Source organism: Archangium violaceum (assembly GCF_016887565.1).
GTDB classification, from domain to species: Bacteria; Myxococcota; Myxococcia; order Myxococcales; family Myxococcaceae; genus Archangium; species Archangium violaceum_B.
In genome coordinates this window covers 11,556,994-11,574,279 of sequence record NZ_CP069396.1, presented here as the reverse complement: position 1 = coordinate 11,574,279, position 17,286 = coordinate 11,556,994, and the positions used below count along the sequence as shown (strand labels likewise).

The following is a 17,286-nucleotide window of genomic DNA, read 5'->3' as shown; positions in this document are numbered from 1 at the left end:
CGGTGTTTCAGAAGGAGAGCTCGAGGTCCCGGGAGCCCGGGATGAGCTCGCCGGCGGCCGGTGTCTGGGCCTTCACCGAAGCCGTGTCGGCCGGAGCGGTGTCTCCACCCACGCGGTAGGTGATGCCCAGCGTGTCCAGGGCGGTGCGGGCCTGGGCGAAGGTCTTTCCGAGCAGGTTGGGCACCACCCGGAGGTTCTCCGTGTTGGCCGAGGGCGGTACCGGCACGATGCGGAACTTCACCACGCTGGCGGCCTTGACGTCATAGCCGTAACGGTTGCTGTAGCCGGCGTCGACGGGGGCCGCGTAGAGACGTGGGCGCGCGGCGAGCTTCTGTTTCCCGGCGGTGGAGGTGGTGGCTCCGGTGGTCTGGGCCTGCTGGGTGGCCTGACCGACGATGGAGATCGCCACGTTGATCTCCGCGGTGACCTCGGGGATGTGGTACCAGGTCGGCTGGTAGCCAATCTGCCGCAGGGTGGAGAGCAGCTCGGTATTGCCCGACTCGCCGTAGATGCTGCGGATGGTGGCGAGCGTCTGCGCATCCATCTCCTGTTGGGCCTCGGCGACACCGCGCCCGACGGAGGCGATGAGCTCCCCCACGGGGGCGGACAGCGCATCGAGCAGATCCTTGGGGTCCTGGGTGGCCATGGTGGGCTATCCCTTCCTTCCGACGGCGATGGTGACGAGAGTTCGGGGCTTCATGGGGGTGCCCGCCGGGGGTCTCTGCAACATGACGCGGCCGACATCCTCTTCGCGATCCACCAGTTGCTGGAGCACCTCGAGCTGCAACTGGTTCCCGGCGAGCAGCCTGCGCGCGTGCACCTCGGTGTAGCCGGTGAGCAGCGGCAGGGGCTGGGCGGTGGCCGTCGGGATGGGGAGCTGTGGCTTGTCGACGCTCTCGAGGTCGAAGTTGATCTGGCTCAGCCCCTGGTTGCCGACCTTGGTGATGTCGTCTGGCTTTGGCAGCACCACGCTCCCCGCGGTGGTGCCCGGCAACACCTTGAGTTGCAGGGAGACCTTCCCCAGGCGGAAGTTGCTGTTGCTGGTGCGCAGCGCATCCTGCGCTCGCTGGACCTGGGTCCCGGTGCCCTCGAACACCTGTTGCAGTGACGTCTCGGTGGTGGGCGCCGGTATCGGCGGTGTCGAGGTGGTGGGAATCGAAGTGACGGGAATCGAAGTGACGGGAATCGAGGTGACGGGAATCGAGGTGACGGGAATCGTGGCGGCGGTGGGGATGGCGGTGCCGAGGGTGGGCTTGACCACGGGAATGGCGCCCTGGGGGATGGTCACCATGGGCTGCACGACTCCCGCCACGAGCGCGGGCAGTGCCAGGGAGCCGAAGTCGGCGGCCTCGTTGGCGAAGCTCTGGAGGTTCTCCGCGAGCTCGACGAAGGCGGTGCCGCGGCGGACGAGGAGCTGCAGCCGGGGCTGGTAGGTGCTGGGGGCCTGCCAGTTGGTGGTGATGAGCAACGCGCCCTTGGCGTCCGTCTTTCCGGTGCCGATGACCTGGGCCGAGCCGTTGAGCATGAAGATGCAGACCTGCGCCTCGATGCCCACCACGGACTCACCCGTCGGGCTGAACAGCACGGCCTTCACGGTGAGGCTCATTTCGTTCCCCCCTGGGCGATGACGGTCTCGGTCTGTCCCATCGCGTCGATGACCAGGGCCACGATGGCCTTGGCCGGCTCGTTGGGGCTGACCCGGAGCGTGTTCTGGGCCTGTCCATTGCTGTCGGTGACGCGCACGCCGTAGAGGACCCGGGTGTCGGCCTGGAGCTTGAGCTGGGGCACGTCCGGCGCGCTCAGGGCCGCGCTGCGCTCCGGGTCGATATTGAATTGCACCTCGACACCGGACTGGGGCTCGCCGATCGCATTGAGGAGCGTGACGGTGACGAGCGTCTCGCCGGGAGCGGCGCCACGGGCCAGCGAGCACCGGAGCACGGGCGGCGGCTGCCCACCGTTGGCGGGGACGGCCACGAAGCTGCCCTTGATGATGCTCAAGGCCTCGGCCTGCACCTGCTGGCCGCCAGACTGTTGGGCAATCGCGGGCTTGAAGACGAGCACCGGTCCCTTCGAGGAACTGGTGCCGATCTTCGTCGTGCCCGTCGATGACGTCTGCGAGCCCTGTGTCATCTCGAAGGTCAGCTTCAGCTCGAAGTCGACTCGCGGCAGATGGTAGGTGATGGGGGACTGGCCCCCCGGCCCGGCGATCTGGATGCGATTGAGCTGGAGCTGTGCTTCCTGGATGCCCTCGGCCAGGCTGACGAGGTAGTCATCCAGCGTATTCTCGATGAAGTCCTGGGCGGTGGTGGTCGTCATGCGGATGGCGTCCCCTATGAATGTCTCGCGGCCATCATGATGGCCTGCTCAGCGTGTATCCCGGTGTTGTTGCCGCTCCCGGGCGCGCTCCTCCCGGCGGAGCTCCTGCTGATGCTCTCGTTGAGCCTGGGCCCGGCGCTCCCGGGCTTCCTCGAGGGCTCGTTCCTCGTCCTGACGCTGCTGGCGCTGCTCGATGCCGCGCTGGAGGCGGTTGGCGGCGAGTGAAGCGTTGCGCTCGTCGTGCCAGCTCTGGAGGCGCTGCTTCTCCAGGGCCGCGTTCCGCAGTGCCTGTTGGCGCGTTCCCTGCCAACGCTCCTGGAGCCGGGCCCGCTCCTCGGCGAGGCGCTTCGCCTCCTCCTGCTGCTCCTGCCGCCAGGCCTCGTACAGCGACTCCAACCGCTGTTGCTGCCGGTGCTCCTCCACGGCCTGCTCCCGCGCCTCCTGGCGCGCGGCCTCCTGACGCCGCTCGATGACATGGCGCTCCTGGGCCTGACGGGCCAGTATCCGCGTGTGCTCGTCGCGCCGCTGGAACTGCCGCTCCTCGATGCGGCTCTCCTTGGTATGGGCGCGCACCGGGAAGCAGCGCTGGCGGCGCTCCTCCTCCGGGTCCGCCTCGCCCTGGCCGGTGAGCCCCTTGAGACGACGTTCGAGCTGCTCGCGCTCGGAGAGCAGCCGCGACAGTGCCTCGGGCACCGGGGGCGGAGGAGACGCGATGTTCCCCTGGCCCGCCGCGGTGTCCGGAGCGGGAGCGGCTGGAGCCGGCGGCGCGGCCGGCTCGTCGTCCAGCAGATCCTGCCAGCTCAGGTAGGACGTCATGGCTCACCCCCCGGGAGGAGACGAGGGTCCGCCGCCACCACCGCCCTCGGTGCTGTTCTGCCGGTCGAGGATGCGGCGGATGCGCTCCTCCAACACGGCCGGAGGCGGCACGGGGACCAGCTTGGTGCGCAGCAGACTGGAGCCCTCGGCGCTGTACTGGTAGCGCGAGGCGTAGCTGGCGCTCACCGAGGAGACGCTGGCGCTGAGGCCTCCACCGAAGATGAAGAAGCTGGTCGAGGCATTGAGCCTGGTGTTCGACGTCGACCGCTTGTACGAGCGGTCGTAGCTCATGCTCATCGAGATCTTCACCTCGATGATGGTGTCGACGAACTGGTAGAAGGTGGGGGTGAAGCCCAGCTCGAGCATGGAGAGCTTCTTGCCGTCGAAGGTGATGTAGGCCTCCTTCTGGACGGTCTTGGTCTTCTCGGGGTCGAGGGGATCCGGCTCCTCGATCTCGTACTGACCGGACATCATCTGGGCCAGGCGCAGACCGACCTGATCCAGCTCGAACTGGGCCTGGGCGATGGCCAGACCCATGCTCTTGATCATGTCCGGGAAGGGCACATCCAGGAGTTGCTGGCCGATGCTGGCGTTGCTTGGGAAGGGCATGAAGGGCTCCTAGTGGACGCCTACGGGGTGGGGGGCTTGTCGTTCTGCTCGAACATGCGCCGGATGCGCTCCTCCAGGACGGGAGGAGGCGGCACGGGGACCAGCTTGGTGCGCAGCAGGCTGGAGCCCTCGGCGCTGTAGCCGTACTTGGACGAGTAGGAGGCGTCGACGGTGGTGGTGGTGACCTTCAGACCGTTGGAGCTGCGCAGCCGGTACTGGTTGCTCTTGGTCTGCTCCTTCGTGTCGTAGGCCCGCTCGCGGGTGACGCGGATGGCGATCTTCACCTCGATGACCGTCTCGATGAACTGATAGAAGGTCGGGGTGAAGCCCAGCTCCATCATGCTGAGCTTCTCGGGCTTGTTGGCGGCATCGCGGCCGAAGGTGACGCGGGTGTCGACGTACACGGGCGTGGCGCTGGCCTTGCCGGTGGCGTCCACCAGGTTGCCATCCGCGTCTCGCAGGACGCGGTAGCCACTCATCATCTCGGCGACGCGGGCGCTGGACTCATCCAGATCCAGCTGAGCATCCGCGATCGCGAAAGCCATCTGGCGAATCATGTCGCCCATGGGCACGTTGAGCAGTTCGTGGCCAATGGCCATGTCGGAATCCTCCTTGGGATGCTGCGTTGAGAGGGACTGCGGGGATGGGGGCTATCCGCCCGTCTTTCGGGTGAACGTGGAGCGCAGGAGATCGGCCAGCACCGTGGGCGGTGGGACGGAGACGAAGCGGGCCCGGATGGCGCTCGAGGCGCTGGCGTCGAAGGAGTACTTCGCCGTGTAGCTGGCGTTCACCGAGGCGGCGAAGAAGTAGATGTTCACGCCCACGCTGGCGCCCACGGAGAACTCCGAGGACTGGCCGATGCTGAAGGCGACCCGGGCATCGATGGTGGCCTCGGAGAGGTGATAGAAGGTCGGGGTGAAGCCGAGCTCGAGCAGGCTCCGCTTCTCTCCGTCCGGGCCGAGCTGGAGACCGTTCTCGGTGTCCGCCATGAGCTGGGCGATCTGGAGGGACTTCTTGTCGATGGCGTACTGGGCATTGGCGATGGCCACGCCCAGCCGCTCGAGCATCTCGGGCAGCGGTGATTGCTGCATGAGGGTGTTGATGTCGGCCATTGGGAGCTCCGGTCAGGGCTGGCGGTTTCAGGGACCGGAAGGGCCGCCGGAGGGGCCGGACGGGTCGTTGGGGGTACCTCCACCCGGGGGCGGGGGAGCGCCGGACGAGCCGCCCGTGCCCGTGGCGATCTTGACGGCCTCGAGGAAGGCCGTCGGCGCGGGCACCGATACCAGGGTCGCCGTGACCGAGGAGGAGCCGCTCACGTCGTAGTTGTACTTGCGGCTGTATTCGAGGCTGACGGAGATGCCGAACGGAACGGCTTCCCTCTGCGGCTGGCCCTGGCTCGTGTTCGGGGCGGGGGAACTGCTGGAGGGCTGCGGGTTACCGGAGGCAGGAGCACCGGAGGCAGGAGCGCCAGAAGCAGGGGCACCGGAGGCGGGAGCACCAGAGCCACCAGTCGTTGACGAGGCTGGTGTTCCGGGTGCGGTCGGAGCCGTGGGCTTGCCAGCGGGCTGAGAGCCTGGAGCACCGCCAGGAGGGGAGGCCTGCCCGCCGCCAGGAGTGGAGGTCTGATTACCTCCGGATGGAGGAGCTTGATTGCCTCCAGGCTGAGAGGCCTGATTGCCGCCAGGCGCCGTGCCACCGGTGTTACCCGTGCCGCCCTGATTCCTGGCGGTGTTCGTGCCCAGATTGAAGTCCAGACGCGCCCCGGTGCTCTCCTCCACCTTCATGGCGATCTGCATCTTCACTTCGAGGACCACTCGCTCGAAGTGATAGAAGGACGGGGTGAAGCCCAGCTCGAGCAGACTCCGGCTCTGGGCCTTGCCGCTGGCATCCCGGATGTCGACCGTCGTGTTCCCGAGCATCCACGTGATGCTGATGCTGTTGCTGTCGAGCCGCAGCTGCGCGTCCGCGATGGCGAGGCTGAGCTTCTCGATGAGCTGGCTGATGGGGGCGTCTTGCAGCACCTCGCCCGGGGACATGTTCTGGAGCCTGTCTTCCAACATGTGGGAGTCCTTTCCTGGACTTCGTCAGGTGCGAGGGGAGAGACCGGGATGTCCCGGTGGCAGTGGCGTGGCGATGCGGGCATCGACCTGGCCGGTCCGCACCGAGAAGTAGCTCCAACGCCTCTGCTCGGCGGTGATGCGGTCGGGGTCGAGGTGGTAACCGCTGTCCAGCCAGCGGAGGAGCTGACTGGTCAGCGGAAGCGTCTGGCCCGTGGGCAGGGCCGCCAGGGCGGCACGCAGGGCTTCCCGGGCGGCGTCACGCTTCCCGGACTTGAGCAGGACCACGCCGCGTCGCTGGTGGATGCTCGCCAGGTCCCTTCGCGCCATGTCGTCGGGCGGAGGATGGTCGCGGTAATGGGCCAGGGCCCGGTCGCAGTAGTCGAGGACCTCGGGCCAGGAGCCGCTCTGCTCCAACGCCTCGATGGCGCACTCCAGGTAGTGCCGGAAGAAGACCTCCGGGTCGTTCCGCCGCACGGCCTGGCGCATGGCCTCGCGGTAGTGCAGCAGCGCCACCTCGTACTCCCCACGCAGCGCATGGAGCTTTCCCTGCTCGGCGATGCCGAGGTGGGCCGGAGGCGTGGGGCGCGGGGCGTTCATCGCAGCACCAGCCGGGCGGTGGTCCCAATCCTCTTCAGCTCGTACTGCAACCAGCGCGCGTGCAGGGGTGTGAAGGGGCCCTCGATCCGGGCCGGCAGGGCCTGTAGCAACGACCGGGCCCGTGCATCATCCAGGTCCGCCACCACGCGCAGCGTGAGCAGGGTGGCCGCCATGTCGCGGACCTCGGTGAGCTCGAGGGAGAAGGTCTGGAAGCTCAACAGCCGCGCCGTCACCTGGCAGTCGAGCCGGGCGAACTCCTCCAGGCAGGGCCCGAGCGCCGCGTGGGGAATGTTGTGGTGGGTGACGATGGGCCGCCGCTCGAGCAGCTTCGGCACGACCGCCGGTGGAATGCCCGCGCCGCGGTGGAGGAAGTCGGTCAGGGCCGAGGAGGGCCGTGCCTGCTCGAGCACCACCTCGAAGCGCTGGAAGTCACGGTTGATCAACCGCAGCGAGGTGCCGGTCCGCTGCAGCCGCTCCCAGATGGCGTGAGCCCTGGGCGCATCCAACCCCATCGCGACCAGGGCCTTGCTGGAGTGCTCCTTGTCCTCGGTCAGCGGCACGCCCGCGTCCCGCAGGGCGCGCTGCACCGCCGCCCGGGTGGCCGCCGCGCCCTCGACGATGAACAGATCGAACAGCGCCTCGCGCGGCTTCGAGGCGTCCAGCTCGGCGCCCCACGGCGCGAAGCGCTTGCGCAGGGCCTCGACCGTGGCGGACGAGATGCGCCCGAGCAGGATGGCGGGCGAGGCACACGCCATCTTCCGGGCCGTGGTCACGTCCAGCCCGAGCACGGAGACGAGCTCCTGGATGATGGAGCCCATGTGCTCGACCTGGTGGACGACGAGCGCCACCTCGTGGTCGCCCAGGCCCGGGTCGAAGGACTCGCGGGCGTCGAGGACGTCGGATTCCAGACCGGTGTCGCGCAGCATCCGGCTCATGGCTTCCGCCACCGGGCGCGGCAGGCCCACGACGAGCTCCGAGGGCGCCTGGTAGAGGAGGGCCGCGACCTGTGACTCCGGGTAGGGCAGGATGTGCTTCAGCGTCCGCACCATCCCGGCTCCCGCGGTGCCGATGGAGCGCACCACCAGCCGTGCCTCCCCTTCGTTCCTCGAGAAGGGCGGCGGTTTGCCCAGTGGCTCCATCAATGCCTGTTGCGCGGCGAAATCCAAACGTCCCCCCTGAGTGTCTGGCTACTCGGGCAGTGTGATGCTCTCAACACTGTACGTCAATGACTCTCCTGGTTGTTTTCACGGGCCTCACCCACGTGCCGCGTAGGGAATTCAGGATTTTCGGATTCCTACTTCAATTCTGGATGAACTGTGGTATGAGAGGGAAATCAGCGGAGGCCGGTGTGGACGGCCAGAGGGGGGAGATCAGATGAAGGCATGGTGCGGTATCGGGCTCATTGTCATGTTGCTGGCGGGTTGCCAGCCATCGGCGGGCTCGGCCGGGGTGATTCGGGACGAGGAGCGCGCCGCCGAGCAGGCCGTGCGAACCGACTCCGGAGCCCAGACGGGGAGCTGCCTGGGAGAAGGGCAGGGCTCCTCTGCCTATGAGGAACAGCGGGCCACCGGGCGCGGCGAGTCCTCGCCGTCATGCTGCTCCGGACTGACGCGGTTGGATGCCTATGAATCCGCCGCGCGGCCGGGCCAGTGTCTCGTCTCGAAGGGCGGGCGTTTCGTCTGCGCGCGATGTGGCGACGGCGAGTGCCGCGAGGGTGAAAACCCTTGCAACTGCCCTACCGATTGCAAGTGAGCTTTTTGGGAAACAGGAGGAAGACAATGACTGGAAAGTTTGGAATGGGTGTGTTGTCCCTGATGGCCCTGGCCGGGTGCGGTATGCCCGACACGGCGGGGGAGGCTCCGGCCGAGCAGACGCGCACCCAGGAGGGAGCGCTGGCTCGCAAGGGTCCGGACGCCGCGGAGCTGGGGCGGATGCAGCGCTACCTCGATGGGCGTTACTCGCCCCAGGACGTGGTGCACCGCTTCCGCAGCGCGGTGGGAGATGACATCGATTGCGTGCGCCTGGAGGCCCAGCCGGGCCTGCGCCGCCAGGGGATGGAGAAGCAGGCCATCGAGAAGGCGCCTCGCACCGCTCCCGTGGGGGAGCCCGTGGACACCTTCGGTGCCCGGGGTCTCAATCCCCACCAGGGTCTCACGGACGGCGTCGACGCGTTCGGCGCGGTGCAGCACTGCCCCGAGGGCTCCATCCCCGTGCTGCGCTTCACCCTGGATGACATGAAGCGGTTCGAGCGCCTGGAGGACGTCTTCCGCAAGGTTCCCGGTGGCGCCGATCCCCGGCCTCCCTCGGCCATCGAGCCGCCCGCCGCGGGTCCCACCGCCCTGCACCAGTACGCGCACGCCTACCAGATCGTGGCCAACCGCGGCGCCACGAGCACCCTCAACCTGTGGAACCCCTACGTCGAGCTGACCAGCGAGTTCAGCCTGTCGCAGATCTGGGTGACGCGCGGCTCGGGCACCAACCTGGAGACGGTGGAGACGGGAATCCAGCTCTACAACCAGCTCTACGGTGACAACAACTCCCGCCTGTTCATCTACTACACGCCGGATGGCTACACGACGGGCTGCTACAACCTGAGCTGCTCGGCCTTCGTGCAGACCGACACCTCCGTCGTCATCGGCGGCAAGTTCGGCTCGTACAGCACCACGGGCGGCACCCAGTACGAGCAGAAGCTCGAGTGGTACAAGGACGGCCCCACCGGGAACTGGTGGCTGCGCGTGGGCACGACCTGGGTGGGCTACTACCCGCGCTCGCTCTTCGACGCCAACGGCATCAGCGACGCGGCCGCCAACGTGGACTTCGGCGGGGAGATCATCGACAAGCGCAACGGCGGCCGCCACACCGCCACGGACATGGGCAGCGGCGCCTACCCCTCGGCGGGCTGGCAGCAGGCGGCCTACCAGCGGCGCATCCAGTACATCGACACCAACAGCGTCTACCAGACGGGGGCGGTCACCGGCACGCGTGACTGGGCCGGCTGCTACGACATCTCCCTGTTCCTGGATTCGACCGCCAACGGGTGGGGCCGGTACTTCTTCTTCGGCGGCCCCGGCTACAACACCAACTGCACGTAGTCAGCAGGTCGCGGGCGGGATGGCCGGCTCCGGCTCATCCCGCCCACGCCGGGTGCGAGGGTTACTTCTGGCTTCCCTCCGCCCAGGTGCCCCAGCGGACGAGCCGCGTGCCGCCCTCGGGCTCGCGCTTGCCTCCGGCGGCCACGCGCTCGGTGCCGCTGGAGAGCGGCTGGAAGCGCGCCTCATGGGGCAGGCCCGCGAGCGCGGGGGCCCAGGGATCGGCCGCGTAGGTCTCCGAGAAGACGCGCTGGACACCCTCCACGTTCTCGGTGTTCTGCGCGGTGAGGGCGGGCACGTCACGGCCCTCCACGGTGAACTTCCCAGGGGCGGCGGCCGCGGCGGACGCCGGAGGCCACTCGGAGGTCAGCGCATCCCAGGGCAGGCCCAGCAGCGCCTCCTCGAGCGGCTGCGGATCGGCCTGGGAGAAGTCGGAGCAGGGCGCGGTGCTGGTGTCGACGGGGCCCTCGGTGCGCAGGATGAAGCCGCGCTCGGCGCCGAAGCACACGCGCTGCACGCTGGGCGACGGGCCCACCTCCACGCGCCGGTCGTAGTACGCGCCGGGGCCCAGGGGCCGCTCCAGCGAGGGAGGAGTGGCCTTGGCGCCGGCCTCGCCCTCACGGAACTCGCGCAGCTTCAGCTGGAAGCCGCCCGGGGTGCGGAAGCCGGCGAGCTCGGTGCTCGCCTCGAGCAGGCCATGGGTGAGGTACAGCGGGCCCGGCTCGTTGGCGTACACGCGCGTCTGCAGGGGACCGTCCACGGGGCGCGAGTCCTCGACGTAGCGCACGGCCTCCCAGGTCAGGCCGGCGGTGGAGGGCTTCTCGGCGGTGGCCTCGCCCCGGTGGGGCACGTCGAGCGGGCGCGTCGTGTCCGCGCGCACGGGGATGATGAGCTCCTGGGCGAGCTTCGCCTGGGCCAGCGGCTTGCCCGCCGCATCCTCGAAGGCCAGGCGCACCCAGACCCAGGGCTGCTGCACGGCCACCACCTCCAGCGTCGCCTGGCCGGAGAGGGCGCGCGCGCCTCCGTGTTGCCCGGCGCCCTGGTTGGCGGAGAAGGTGTAGGTGACCCGGTCGCCCACGCGGGCGTTCCGCCAGGACGCGGTGTCCGTGCTCATGGGGGCGGGCTGCTGGGTGTCGGTGGGAGAAGGGCCGCTCGACTTCGTGCTCTCGCAGCCCGGGAGGAAGGACAGTGCCGCCGCGCTCAGCAGCGCGGCCAGGGGACGTGGGGAGTGGCGCATTTGCATGTGAGACTTGATACACCGGGAGTGTATTCAGTCCCACCATTCGCTGGAGCCGCGCGCACATGCCTCCCTCCCTGCCCATCCGCCGCGTCGTCCTCTACAAGCATGGAGTCGGCTATTTCGAGCGCCGGGGGAGGGTGAGCGGCAGCGACACGCTCCACTTCGACTTCAAGGCGCGGGACATGAACGACGTCCTGAAGTCGATGACGGTGCTGGACCTGTCGGGCGGCTCGGTGTCGGCGGTGAGCTACGACTCCACCAAGCCGCTGGAGCAGCTGCTGCAGGAGGCCACCATCCGGATACCGGAGTCGGGCAGCCTCACCGCGCTGCTGGGGCAGATCAAGGGCGCGCGGGTGCGCGTGCGGGTGGGTAAGGAGCAGCAGGTGGAGGGGGTCATCGTGGGGCTGGAGTCCCTGCCGGTGGTCGAGGGCAAGGCGGCGGTGCACCGGCCCTTCCTGACGCTGCTGGTGGGCGCGTCGCTGCGCAGCTTCGACCTGCTGGACGTGGCGGAGCTGACGTTCCTGGACGACACGGTGCGCAAGGACCTCGAGTTCTACCTGGCCACGGTGCTGTCCTCGTACAAGAAGGACACCAAGCGGCTGTCGGTGCTCACCGCGGGGGAGGGGGATCGGGAGCTGTTCGTCTCGTACGTGCTGGAAGCGCCGGTGTGGAAGACGAGCTACCGCATCCTCCTGGAGGCCGAGCGCCCGCCGCTGCTGCAGGGCTGGGCGGTGGTGGACAACACGGGGGACGAGGACTGGGTGGACGTGGACCTGGCGCTCATCGCGGGGCTGCCGGTGTCCTTCGTGCACGACCTGTACAACCCGCGCTACATGCGGCGGCCGGTGGTGGAGGTGCGCACCGAGGCGGCCGCGGCGCCCGTCATCCCCGAGGAGGGGTACGGGGGGATGGAGGAGGAGGTGTTGGCCGAGGTGTCGGCGGACATGGCGATGGAACCGCCCATGCCCCCGGCGCCCGCGCCCGGGATGGCCGCCGCGCCCATGATGAAGACCTTCGGGGCGGTGGGAGGACGGGGAGGGCCAGCCCGGCGCGAGGCCATGGAGCGCAGCGCGGCGGTGAAGACGCTGACGAAGGAGGTGGGGGACCTCTTCGAGTACCGGGTGGACCATCCGGTGACGGTGCACCGCAACCAGAGCGCGCTGGTGCCCATCCTGCACCGGCCCTTCGAGGGCAGGCGGGTGCTGCTCTACAACCGCGCCACGCGCGAGAAGAACCCCATGGCGTGCATCGAGCTGAAGAACACCACGGGGCTGACGCTGGAGGGCGGGCCGGTGACGGTGACGGAGGGGGACACCTACGTGGGCGAGGCGATGCTCGACACGATGAAGCCGGACGACAAGCGCTTCGTGCCGTACGCGGTGGAGCTGGGGTGCGTGGTGTCGCAGGAGGACCGGACGGAGGAGGGGCCGGTGTTCCGCGCGGTGGTGAGCCACGGGGTGCTGCTGGTGGAGTTCTACCACCTGCGGCGCACGCTCTACACGGTGCGCAACAAGGCGAAGCGGGCGCAGACGCTGTACCTGGAGCACCCGCGCACGGGCTGGGAGCTGAAGGACTCGCCGGAGCCCGCCGAGACGACGGACAACTTCTGGCGCTTCAAGCTGGAGCTGGGGGCCTCGGCCAGCGAGGAGCTCACCATCACCGAGCGCACGACGGGACAGCGCACCTGGTACTTCTCGAACACGGGGCTGGAGGAGGTGCGCTTCTTCCTCGAGTCGGGCTACATCGACGAGCGGGTGGCCCAGGGCGTGCGCGAGGTCGTCGCCATCCGCGACCGCATGGTGGCACTGGACAGGCAGGAGCGGAAGCTGAACGACGAGCGGACGAAGCTCTTCAAGGACCAGGAGCGCATCCGGGCGAACATCGACTCGCTGAAGAGCGGGGCCTCGCAGCGGGAGCTCTCCGAGCGCTTCGTGACGAAGCTGAGCGAGCAGGAGGACCGGCTGGAGGCCATTGCCCGCGAGCTGGAGAGCGTGGAGCGCGAGAAGCGCGAGGCACAGGAGGAGGTGGACCGGAAGATCCAGGCGCTGGCCTTCACCGCGGACCTGGGCACGCCCGGCACCGACAAGAAGCCCAAGGGGCGTGGCAAGGACAAGTGAATCCCCTCTCCCCCTGGGAGAGGGCCAGGGTGAGGGTCGTCCCGCTCCCCGGCCCCCTCGCGTGAGCTACGGCGCCTTGTGGACCTCTGCGCCCGCCACCACCGTGAGCTTCACCTGCGCCTTCAGCAGCTCCGCCGGGGGCGCGTCCACCGGGTCCACCGAGAACGCGACGAAATCCGCGTCCTGGCCCGGCTTCAACCGGCCCCGCTCGTTCTCGGCGAACGCCGCGTAGGCCGCGCCCACCGTGAAGCCCTCCAGCGCCTCCTCGCCGCTCAGCCGCTGCGCGGGGTACCACCCGTTCGCGGGCTGGCCCTCCGCGTCCTGCCGCGTGCGCGCCGCGTACAGCCCCAGCAGCGGATCCGGCCGCTCCACCGGGAAGTCACTGCCGAACGCCAGCGGCGCTCCCGACTCCTTCAGCTTCCTCCACGCGTACGCGCCCTGGATGCGCTTGGGGCCCACGCGCGTCTCCGCCCAGGGCATGTCGCTCGTCGCGTGCGTGGGCTGCATGCTCGCGATGAAGCCACTCTGGCCCAGCCGCGAGATGTCCTCCGGCCGCAGCACCTGCGCGTGCTCCACCCGGTGCCGCCCATTCAGCGTCCCCGTGGCCTCGGCCGAGCGCAGCAGCGTGTCCAGCACCAGCGTGTTCGCCCGGTCACCAATCGCGTGCGTGGCCACCTGGAAGCCGCGCGCCATGAAGGCCCGTACCCGTGCCTCGTACTCCTCGGGCGTCAGCAGCAGCAGCCCGCGGTGGCTCGGCTCGTCGCTGTACGGCGCGTGCAACGCCGCGCCCCGGCTCCCCAGCGCTCCGTCCAGGCTCAGCTTCACCGCCCGCAGCGTCAGCATCCGGCCCTGGAAGGGACCCTCGCGCAGGTAGGTCTCGCGGTTCGGCCCCTGGCCGTCCGCCATCGCGTAGACGCGCAGCGGCAGCTTCCCTTCCTTGTCCCAGCGCTGCAGCAGGCGGAAGGTGCGCAGGTCCATGCCCGCGTCATGCGCCCCCGTCAGTCCCACCTCGGCGCAGCGCGCGAGCGCCGCGGCCAGCTGCGCCTCCAGCTGTTCATCCGTGGGCGGCGGCAGCACCGCGTCCACCAGGCCCATCGCGTTGTCCACCAGGATGCCCGTGGGCTCGCCGTCCGGGCCCCGCAGGATGCGCCCGCCCGCCGGGTCCGGTGTGTCCTTCGTGATTTTCGCCCGCCGGAGCGCCTCGCCGTTCACCCACAGCGCGTGACCGTCGATGCGCTCCAGCGCCACGGGCGTCTTCGGCAGCTTCGCGTCCAGCTCGGCCCGGCCGGGGAAGCTCTTCTCCGGCCAGTCGTTCTGGTCCCACCCCTGGCCGATCAGCCAGTCGCCCAACCATGCCGTGGTAGGCGCCGCTGCCACGCGCGAGAGGATCTCCTCGCGCGAGGTCGTTCCCTCCAGCCGAACCCCGGCCAGGGAGCGGCCGAGGCCCGACAGGTGCCCGTGCGCGTCGGTGAGGCCGGGCACCACGGTCGCGTCCCCGAGGTCCACCACCCGCGCGTCCCCTCCCGCCGAGGCGAGCACCTCGGCCTTCGTGCCCACCGCGAGCACCTTCCCCGCGCGCACGGAGAGCGCTTCGGCGATCGGTCGCTCCGCATCGAGCGTCCGCACACGCCGCGCCACATAGACGGTGGTGGTGGAAGAGGAGGGGGCTTGCTGTGTCTCTGGAGCACGCCGGGCACAACCGGCCGCGCACACCAGGAGGAGCATCGAGCCAAGGAGGGACTTCAAACCGTGCATCGCACACCCTTCGAAGAGCCCCGGGTGACGGGGTCGGTGGGCGTTGCACTCTGGCGCACTCGGGCGCGAGTGGGAATGCGTGGGGTCAGCGCTTCACGGGTTCGGCCAGCCCCTTCCGCACCGCGTCATCCAGCAGCGCCTGGGCCTTCTTCTCGGCCTCCCGGCTCGCCGCCTCCATCTGCTCGCCGAGCTTCTCCATCTGCTCGCCGAGCTTCTCCATGGGCTCGCTGTACTTCTCCATCTCCCGGCTGAAGGCCTCCATCTGCTCGTTGAGGGGCTCCATCTGCCGCTCGAGCTCCTCCATCTGCTGCTGCAGCTCCTTCTGCTCGCGCGCGAACTGCTCCCGCTGGCGCTTGATGTCCGGCGTCTCCTCCCCGTCGTCCATCTCCAGGAGGGCCGCCTGGTGGGCGAGCCGGGCCTGCTTGCGTCCCAGCACTCCCATCTTCTCGCCAATCTCCCCCATCTTCCCGCCGAGCTCCCCCTGTTTCCCGCCGAACTCGCCCTGCTTCTCGCCCAGCGCCTTCAGTTGCTCGCCCAGCGCCCTCTGCTGCTCGTCGAGCTCCCTCACGCTCTTGAAGGTGTCCTCGAAGGTCCGCAGGGTCGCCGCGTCCCGGATGATGAACTCCTGGCCATCATCGCGGCGCACGTAGAGCAGGGGCTGGTTCCCTCCGCCCGCCAGGCTGCGAGCCACCTTCAGGTCGTGCGGCGAACCGGACATCGTCGCGTTGTCCGAGGAGCGCAGGAGGACGTAGGAGTACCTGCCGTCATCGTCCTCGGCGGGCGCACTCGGAGGCGCGGGAGGCCTCGCGGGAGCAGCGGACTGCGCCACGGCGACCCGAGGCGCGGGGGCGGGGGGCTTCACCAGGGGCAGGACGGCGGCGGGCACGAGGGGCTGCGAGGGCTGTGGGGTCACCGCCGGCGCCTGGGGCACTGGGGGCGTGGGGGCCGCTGGCTCGCGGGCCACCACCTGGAAGGGGACGAGTGCCACCAGCGCGAGGCCGCCCAGGGCCCAGCGAATCCAGTGGTGGCGCCGCATCGAGTCGGTACTTGCGTGTTCCAGCATGGCGATTCTCCGTTTGAGGGCTGCGAGATGTGATGAGGCACCGGGCATCGCCGCGGCAGCCGGAGCGCGGGCGATACCAAAGACGAGCAGGAGCCGCCCGTACTCGTGGGGCTCGGCCCCGGTGGCCTGGAGCGCGGCGGCATCGCAGGCCTCCTCGCGGGCGAGCGCGTACTCGCGGCAGGCCCGGCGGACGAGGGGGTGGAAGAAGAACAACGCCTGAGCGAGCGCCGGCACCCAGCCGAGCCACAGGTCCCCGCGCCGCACGTGGGCCAGCTCGTGCGCCAGCGCCATGCGCTGCTCCAGCGGGGACAGCTTCTCCAGCGCCGCGCGCGGCAGGATGACCTCGGGGCGCAGCAGGCCGATGGCCAGGGGACTCGGGGCGTGCTCGGAGACGCGCAACCGGGGGATGCGCGCGAGGCCCAGCTCCCGACCGAGCGTCGCCGCGGCCTGGTGGAGCGTGGCGTCCTCGAGCGGCCGTGCCTCGCGCCGGATGCGGCGCAACTGCGCGAGGCTCCGGAGCAGCGCCCACCCCTGCCAGGCGAGGCCGCCGAGCCACGCGAGCAGCACGCCCAGCACCGCCTGGCGCATCCACGTGCCTGTGCGCTCCGGCGGGGTTGCCACGAGCGAGGCCTCACCGTGCTTCTTCTCCACCCTGAGCGCGGTGCCCGCATGGGCCGGAGCCGTGTCCACCTTCACCGCGACGGCCTGGGGCGCTTCGGGCGCTGGCAGCAGTGGCAGGCGCACCGTGCCCGGCGCGCACAGACTCACCAGGCACTTGAGCCCCACGAGCCACCACATCGCGGCCCGCGCGGACGAGGGCAGCCTCGGCAGCGCCCGCGTGAGGGCCCACACCACGAGCGCCCACAGCGCCCCCTGCCACGTCACCCGCCACAGCACCCCGAGTCCCTGCTCCGCCACCGCGTGCATGTCCATGGCGCTCATTCCTCGCCCTCCTTCTTCGACTTGAGCCGGGCAACGGCCTCCTCCAACTGGCGCAGCTCGTCGTCACTCACCTCGTCGGCCTGGGACAGCCACGTGGCGAAGGGCGACAGCGAGCCCGCCAGCGACTTCTTCACGAAGTCCCCCACCACGCCCCGCAGCAGCTCCGCCAGCGGCACGCTGGAGCTGTATTGGTAGACGCCCTCCACCTTGCGCCGCGTCAGGTGCCCCTTGCTCCTCAACCGCTCCATCACCGTGAGGATGGTGGAGCGCGCCAGGCCTTGTGGCTCGCCGAACCGCTCCGCCACCTCACCCACGGTGACGGGGCCGTGCTCGGCCACCCAGCGCAGCACCACCAACTCCTGGTCTCCCACCGGCTTCTTCATTCGGCCCATCCGCGTGACTACAAGTGTCGTCAAGGAGCAAGGTAAGCCCTGACTACGGTTGTAGTCAAGTCGATGGAGCCCGGATTGTTGTGGCAGGCTTGGGGCATGAAGACGCTCCGCACCACGCTGCTGCTCCTCGGCGGGGGGACAGAAGGGCGGCGGTCACATCTCTCCGCTGGGCGCGTATGACCAGGCGTCGGACTCCTTCCTCATCCTGGACGTGAATCCGTGAAGGAGGGCAACGCCTCCCGCACCGAGGACGTAAAGTAGTTCCAGGACTCCTGTCCGGGGGTAGAGTC

General features: G+C 69.5%; 18 protein-coding genes. 4 read left to right on the top strand and 14 right to left on the bottom strand.

Annotation, left to right across the window (positions count from 1 at the left end):
• Positions 1-7: 7 nt before the first annotated feature.
• The 10 genes from JRI60_RS46120 to JRI60_RS46075 are packed head-to-tail and all read right to left on the bottom strand — an operon-like array spanning position 8 to position 7,564.
• Positions 8-646, bottom strand: a complete 639-nt coding sequence (locus tag JRI60_RS46120; protein ID WP_204222450.1) for a PASTA domain-containing protein — start codon at positions 644-646, stop codon at positions 8-10.
• Positions 647-652: 6 nt separating this feature from the next.
• A complete protein-coding gene (locus JRI60_RS46115; protein WP_204222449.1) occupies positions 653-1,606 on the bottom strand; it encodes a hypothetical protein in 954 nt (317 codons plus the stop codon).
• On the bottom strand, positions 1,603-2,316 hold the full coding sequence (locus JRI60_RS46110; protein ID WP_204222448.1) for a hypothetical protein: 714 nt from the start codon (positions 2,314-2,316) through the stop codon (positions 1,603-1,605). Before JRI60_RS46110 ends, JRI60_RS46115 begins: the two co-directional genes overlap by 4 nt.
• A 48-nt stretch (positions 2,317-2,364) precedes the next feature.
• A complete protein-coding gene (locus tag JRI60_RS46105) occupies positions 2,365-3,132 on the bottom strand; it encodes a hypothetical protein (RefSeq protein WP_204222447.1) in 768 nt (255 codons plus the stop codon).
• A 3-nt stretch (positions 3,133-3,135) separates the two neighbouring features.
• The gene (locus JRI60_RS46100; protein WP_204222446.1) at positions 3,136-3,741 is read right to left on the bottom strand and encodes a hypothetical protein; all 606 of its coding nucleotides are present in this window, start codon (positions 3,739-3,741) and stop codon (positions 3,136-3,138) included.
• Between the two features lie 20 nt (positions 3,742-3,761).
• Positions 3,762-4,340, bottom strand: coding sequence for a hypothetical protein (locus JRI60_RS46095; RefSeq protein WP_204222445.1), 579 nt, complete (start codon positions 4,338-4,340; stop codon positions 3,762-3,764).
• Positions 4,341-4,391: 51 nt separating this feature from the next.
• Positions 4,392-4,853: a hypothetical protein gene (locus JRI60_RS46090; protein ID WP_204222444.1), complete on the bottom strand. Its 462-nt coding sequence runs from the start codon at positions 4,851-4,853 to the stop codon at positions 4,392-4,394.
• 27 nt (positions 4,854-4,880) lie between these two features.
• A complete protein-coding gene (locus tag JRI60_RS46085; RefSeq protein ID WP_204222443.1) occupies positions 4,881-5,801 on the bottom strand; it encodes a hypothetical protein in 921 nt (306 codons plus the stop codon).
• 24 nt (positions 5,802-5,825) lie between these two features.
• Entirely contained in the window at positions 5,826-6,398 is a 573-nt protein-coding gene (locus JRI60_RS46080) for a hypothetical protein (protein ID WP_204222442.1), read from the bottom strand.
• Positions 6,395-7,564, bottom strand: a complete 1,170-nt coding sequence (locus tag JRI60_RS46075) for a hypothetical protein (RefSeq protein ID WP_204222441.1) — start codon at positions 7,562-7,564, stop codon at positions 6,395-6,397. The genes JRI60_RS46080 and JRI60_RS46075 overlap by 4 nt, the downstream gene beginning before the upstream one ends.
• A gap of 208 nt (positions 7,565-7,772) precedes the next feature.
• Between JRI60_RS46075 and JRI60_RS46070 the strand changes: the two genes are divergently transcribed.
• Together JRI60_RS46070 and JRI60_RS46065 are read left to right on the top strand one after the other, a co-directional pair.
• Positions 7,773-8,150 (top strand): hypothetical protein, encoded by a 378-nt coding sequence (locus tag JRI60_RS46070; RefSeq protein ID WP_204222440.1) that lies wholly within the window; start codon positions 7,773-7,775, stop codon positions 8,148-8,150.
• Positions 8,151-8,176: 26 nt separating this feature from the next.
• Complete coding sequence (locus JRI60_RS46065; RefSeq protein ID WP_204222439.1) at positions 8,177-9,490, top strand: neprosin family prolyl endopeptidase; 1,314 nt, start codon at positions 8,177-8,179, stop codon at positions 9,488-9,490.
• 61 nt (positions 9,491-9,551) lie between these two features.
• On the opposite strand, the gene JRI60_RS46060 is transcribed toward JRI60_RS46065, so the two are convergent.
• On the bottom strand, positions 9,552-10,730 hold the full coding sequence (locus JRI60_RS46060) for a DUF6068 family protein (RefSeq protein WP_204222438.1): 1,179 nt from the start codon (positions 10,728-10,730) through the stop codon (positions 9,552-9,554).
• A 59-nt stretch (positions 10,731-10,789) separates the two neighbouring features.
• Here JRI60_RS46060 and JRI60_RS46055 point away from each other — a divergent pair, with 59 nt between their 5' ends.
• Positions 10,790-12,844 (top strand): hypothetical protein, encoded by a 2,055-nt coding sequence (locus JRI60_RS46055; protein ID WP_204222437.1) that lies wholly within the window; start codon positions 10,790-10,792, stop codon positions 12,842-12,844.
• A 66-nt stretch (positions 12,845-12,910) separates the two neighbouring features.
• On the opposite strand, the gene JRI60_RS46050 is transcribed toward JRI60_RS46055, so the two are convergent.
• The 3 genes from JRI60_RS46050 to JRI60_RS46040 form a co-directional block, all read right to left on the bottom strand.
• Positions 12,911-14,599 (bottom strand): amidohydrolase, encoded by a 1,689-nt coding sequence (locus JRI60_RS46050; protein ID WP_204222436.1) that lies wholly within the window; start codon positions 14,597-14,599, stop codon positions 12,911-12,913.
• A gap of 85 nt (positions 14,600-14,684) precedes the next feature.
• A complete protein-coding gene (locus tag JRI60_RS46045; protein WP_204222435.1) occupies positions 14,685-16,604 on the bottom strand; it encodes a M56 family metallopeptidase in 1,920 nt (639 codons plus the stop codon).
• Positions 16,601-16,987 (bottom strand): BlaI/MecI/CopY family transcriptional regulator, encoded by a 387-nt coding sequence (locus JRI60_RS46040; RefSeq protein WP_204222434.1) that lies wholly within the window; start codon positions 16,985-16,987, stop codon positions 16,601-16,603. Before JRI60_RS46040 ends, JRI60_RS46045 begins: the two co-directional genes overlap by 4 nt.
• 166 nt (positions 16,988-17,153) lie before the next feature.
• Here JRI60_RS46040 and JRI60_RS55240 point away from each other — a divergent pair, with 166 nt between their 5' ends.
• Positions 17,154-17,219: a hypothetical protein gene (locus tag JRI60_RS55240; protein ID WP_204229382.1), complete on the top strand. Its 66-nt coding sequence runs from the start codon at positions 17,154-17,156 to the stop codon at positions 17,217-17,219.
• Positions 17,220-17,286: the final 67 nt, after the last annotated feature.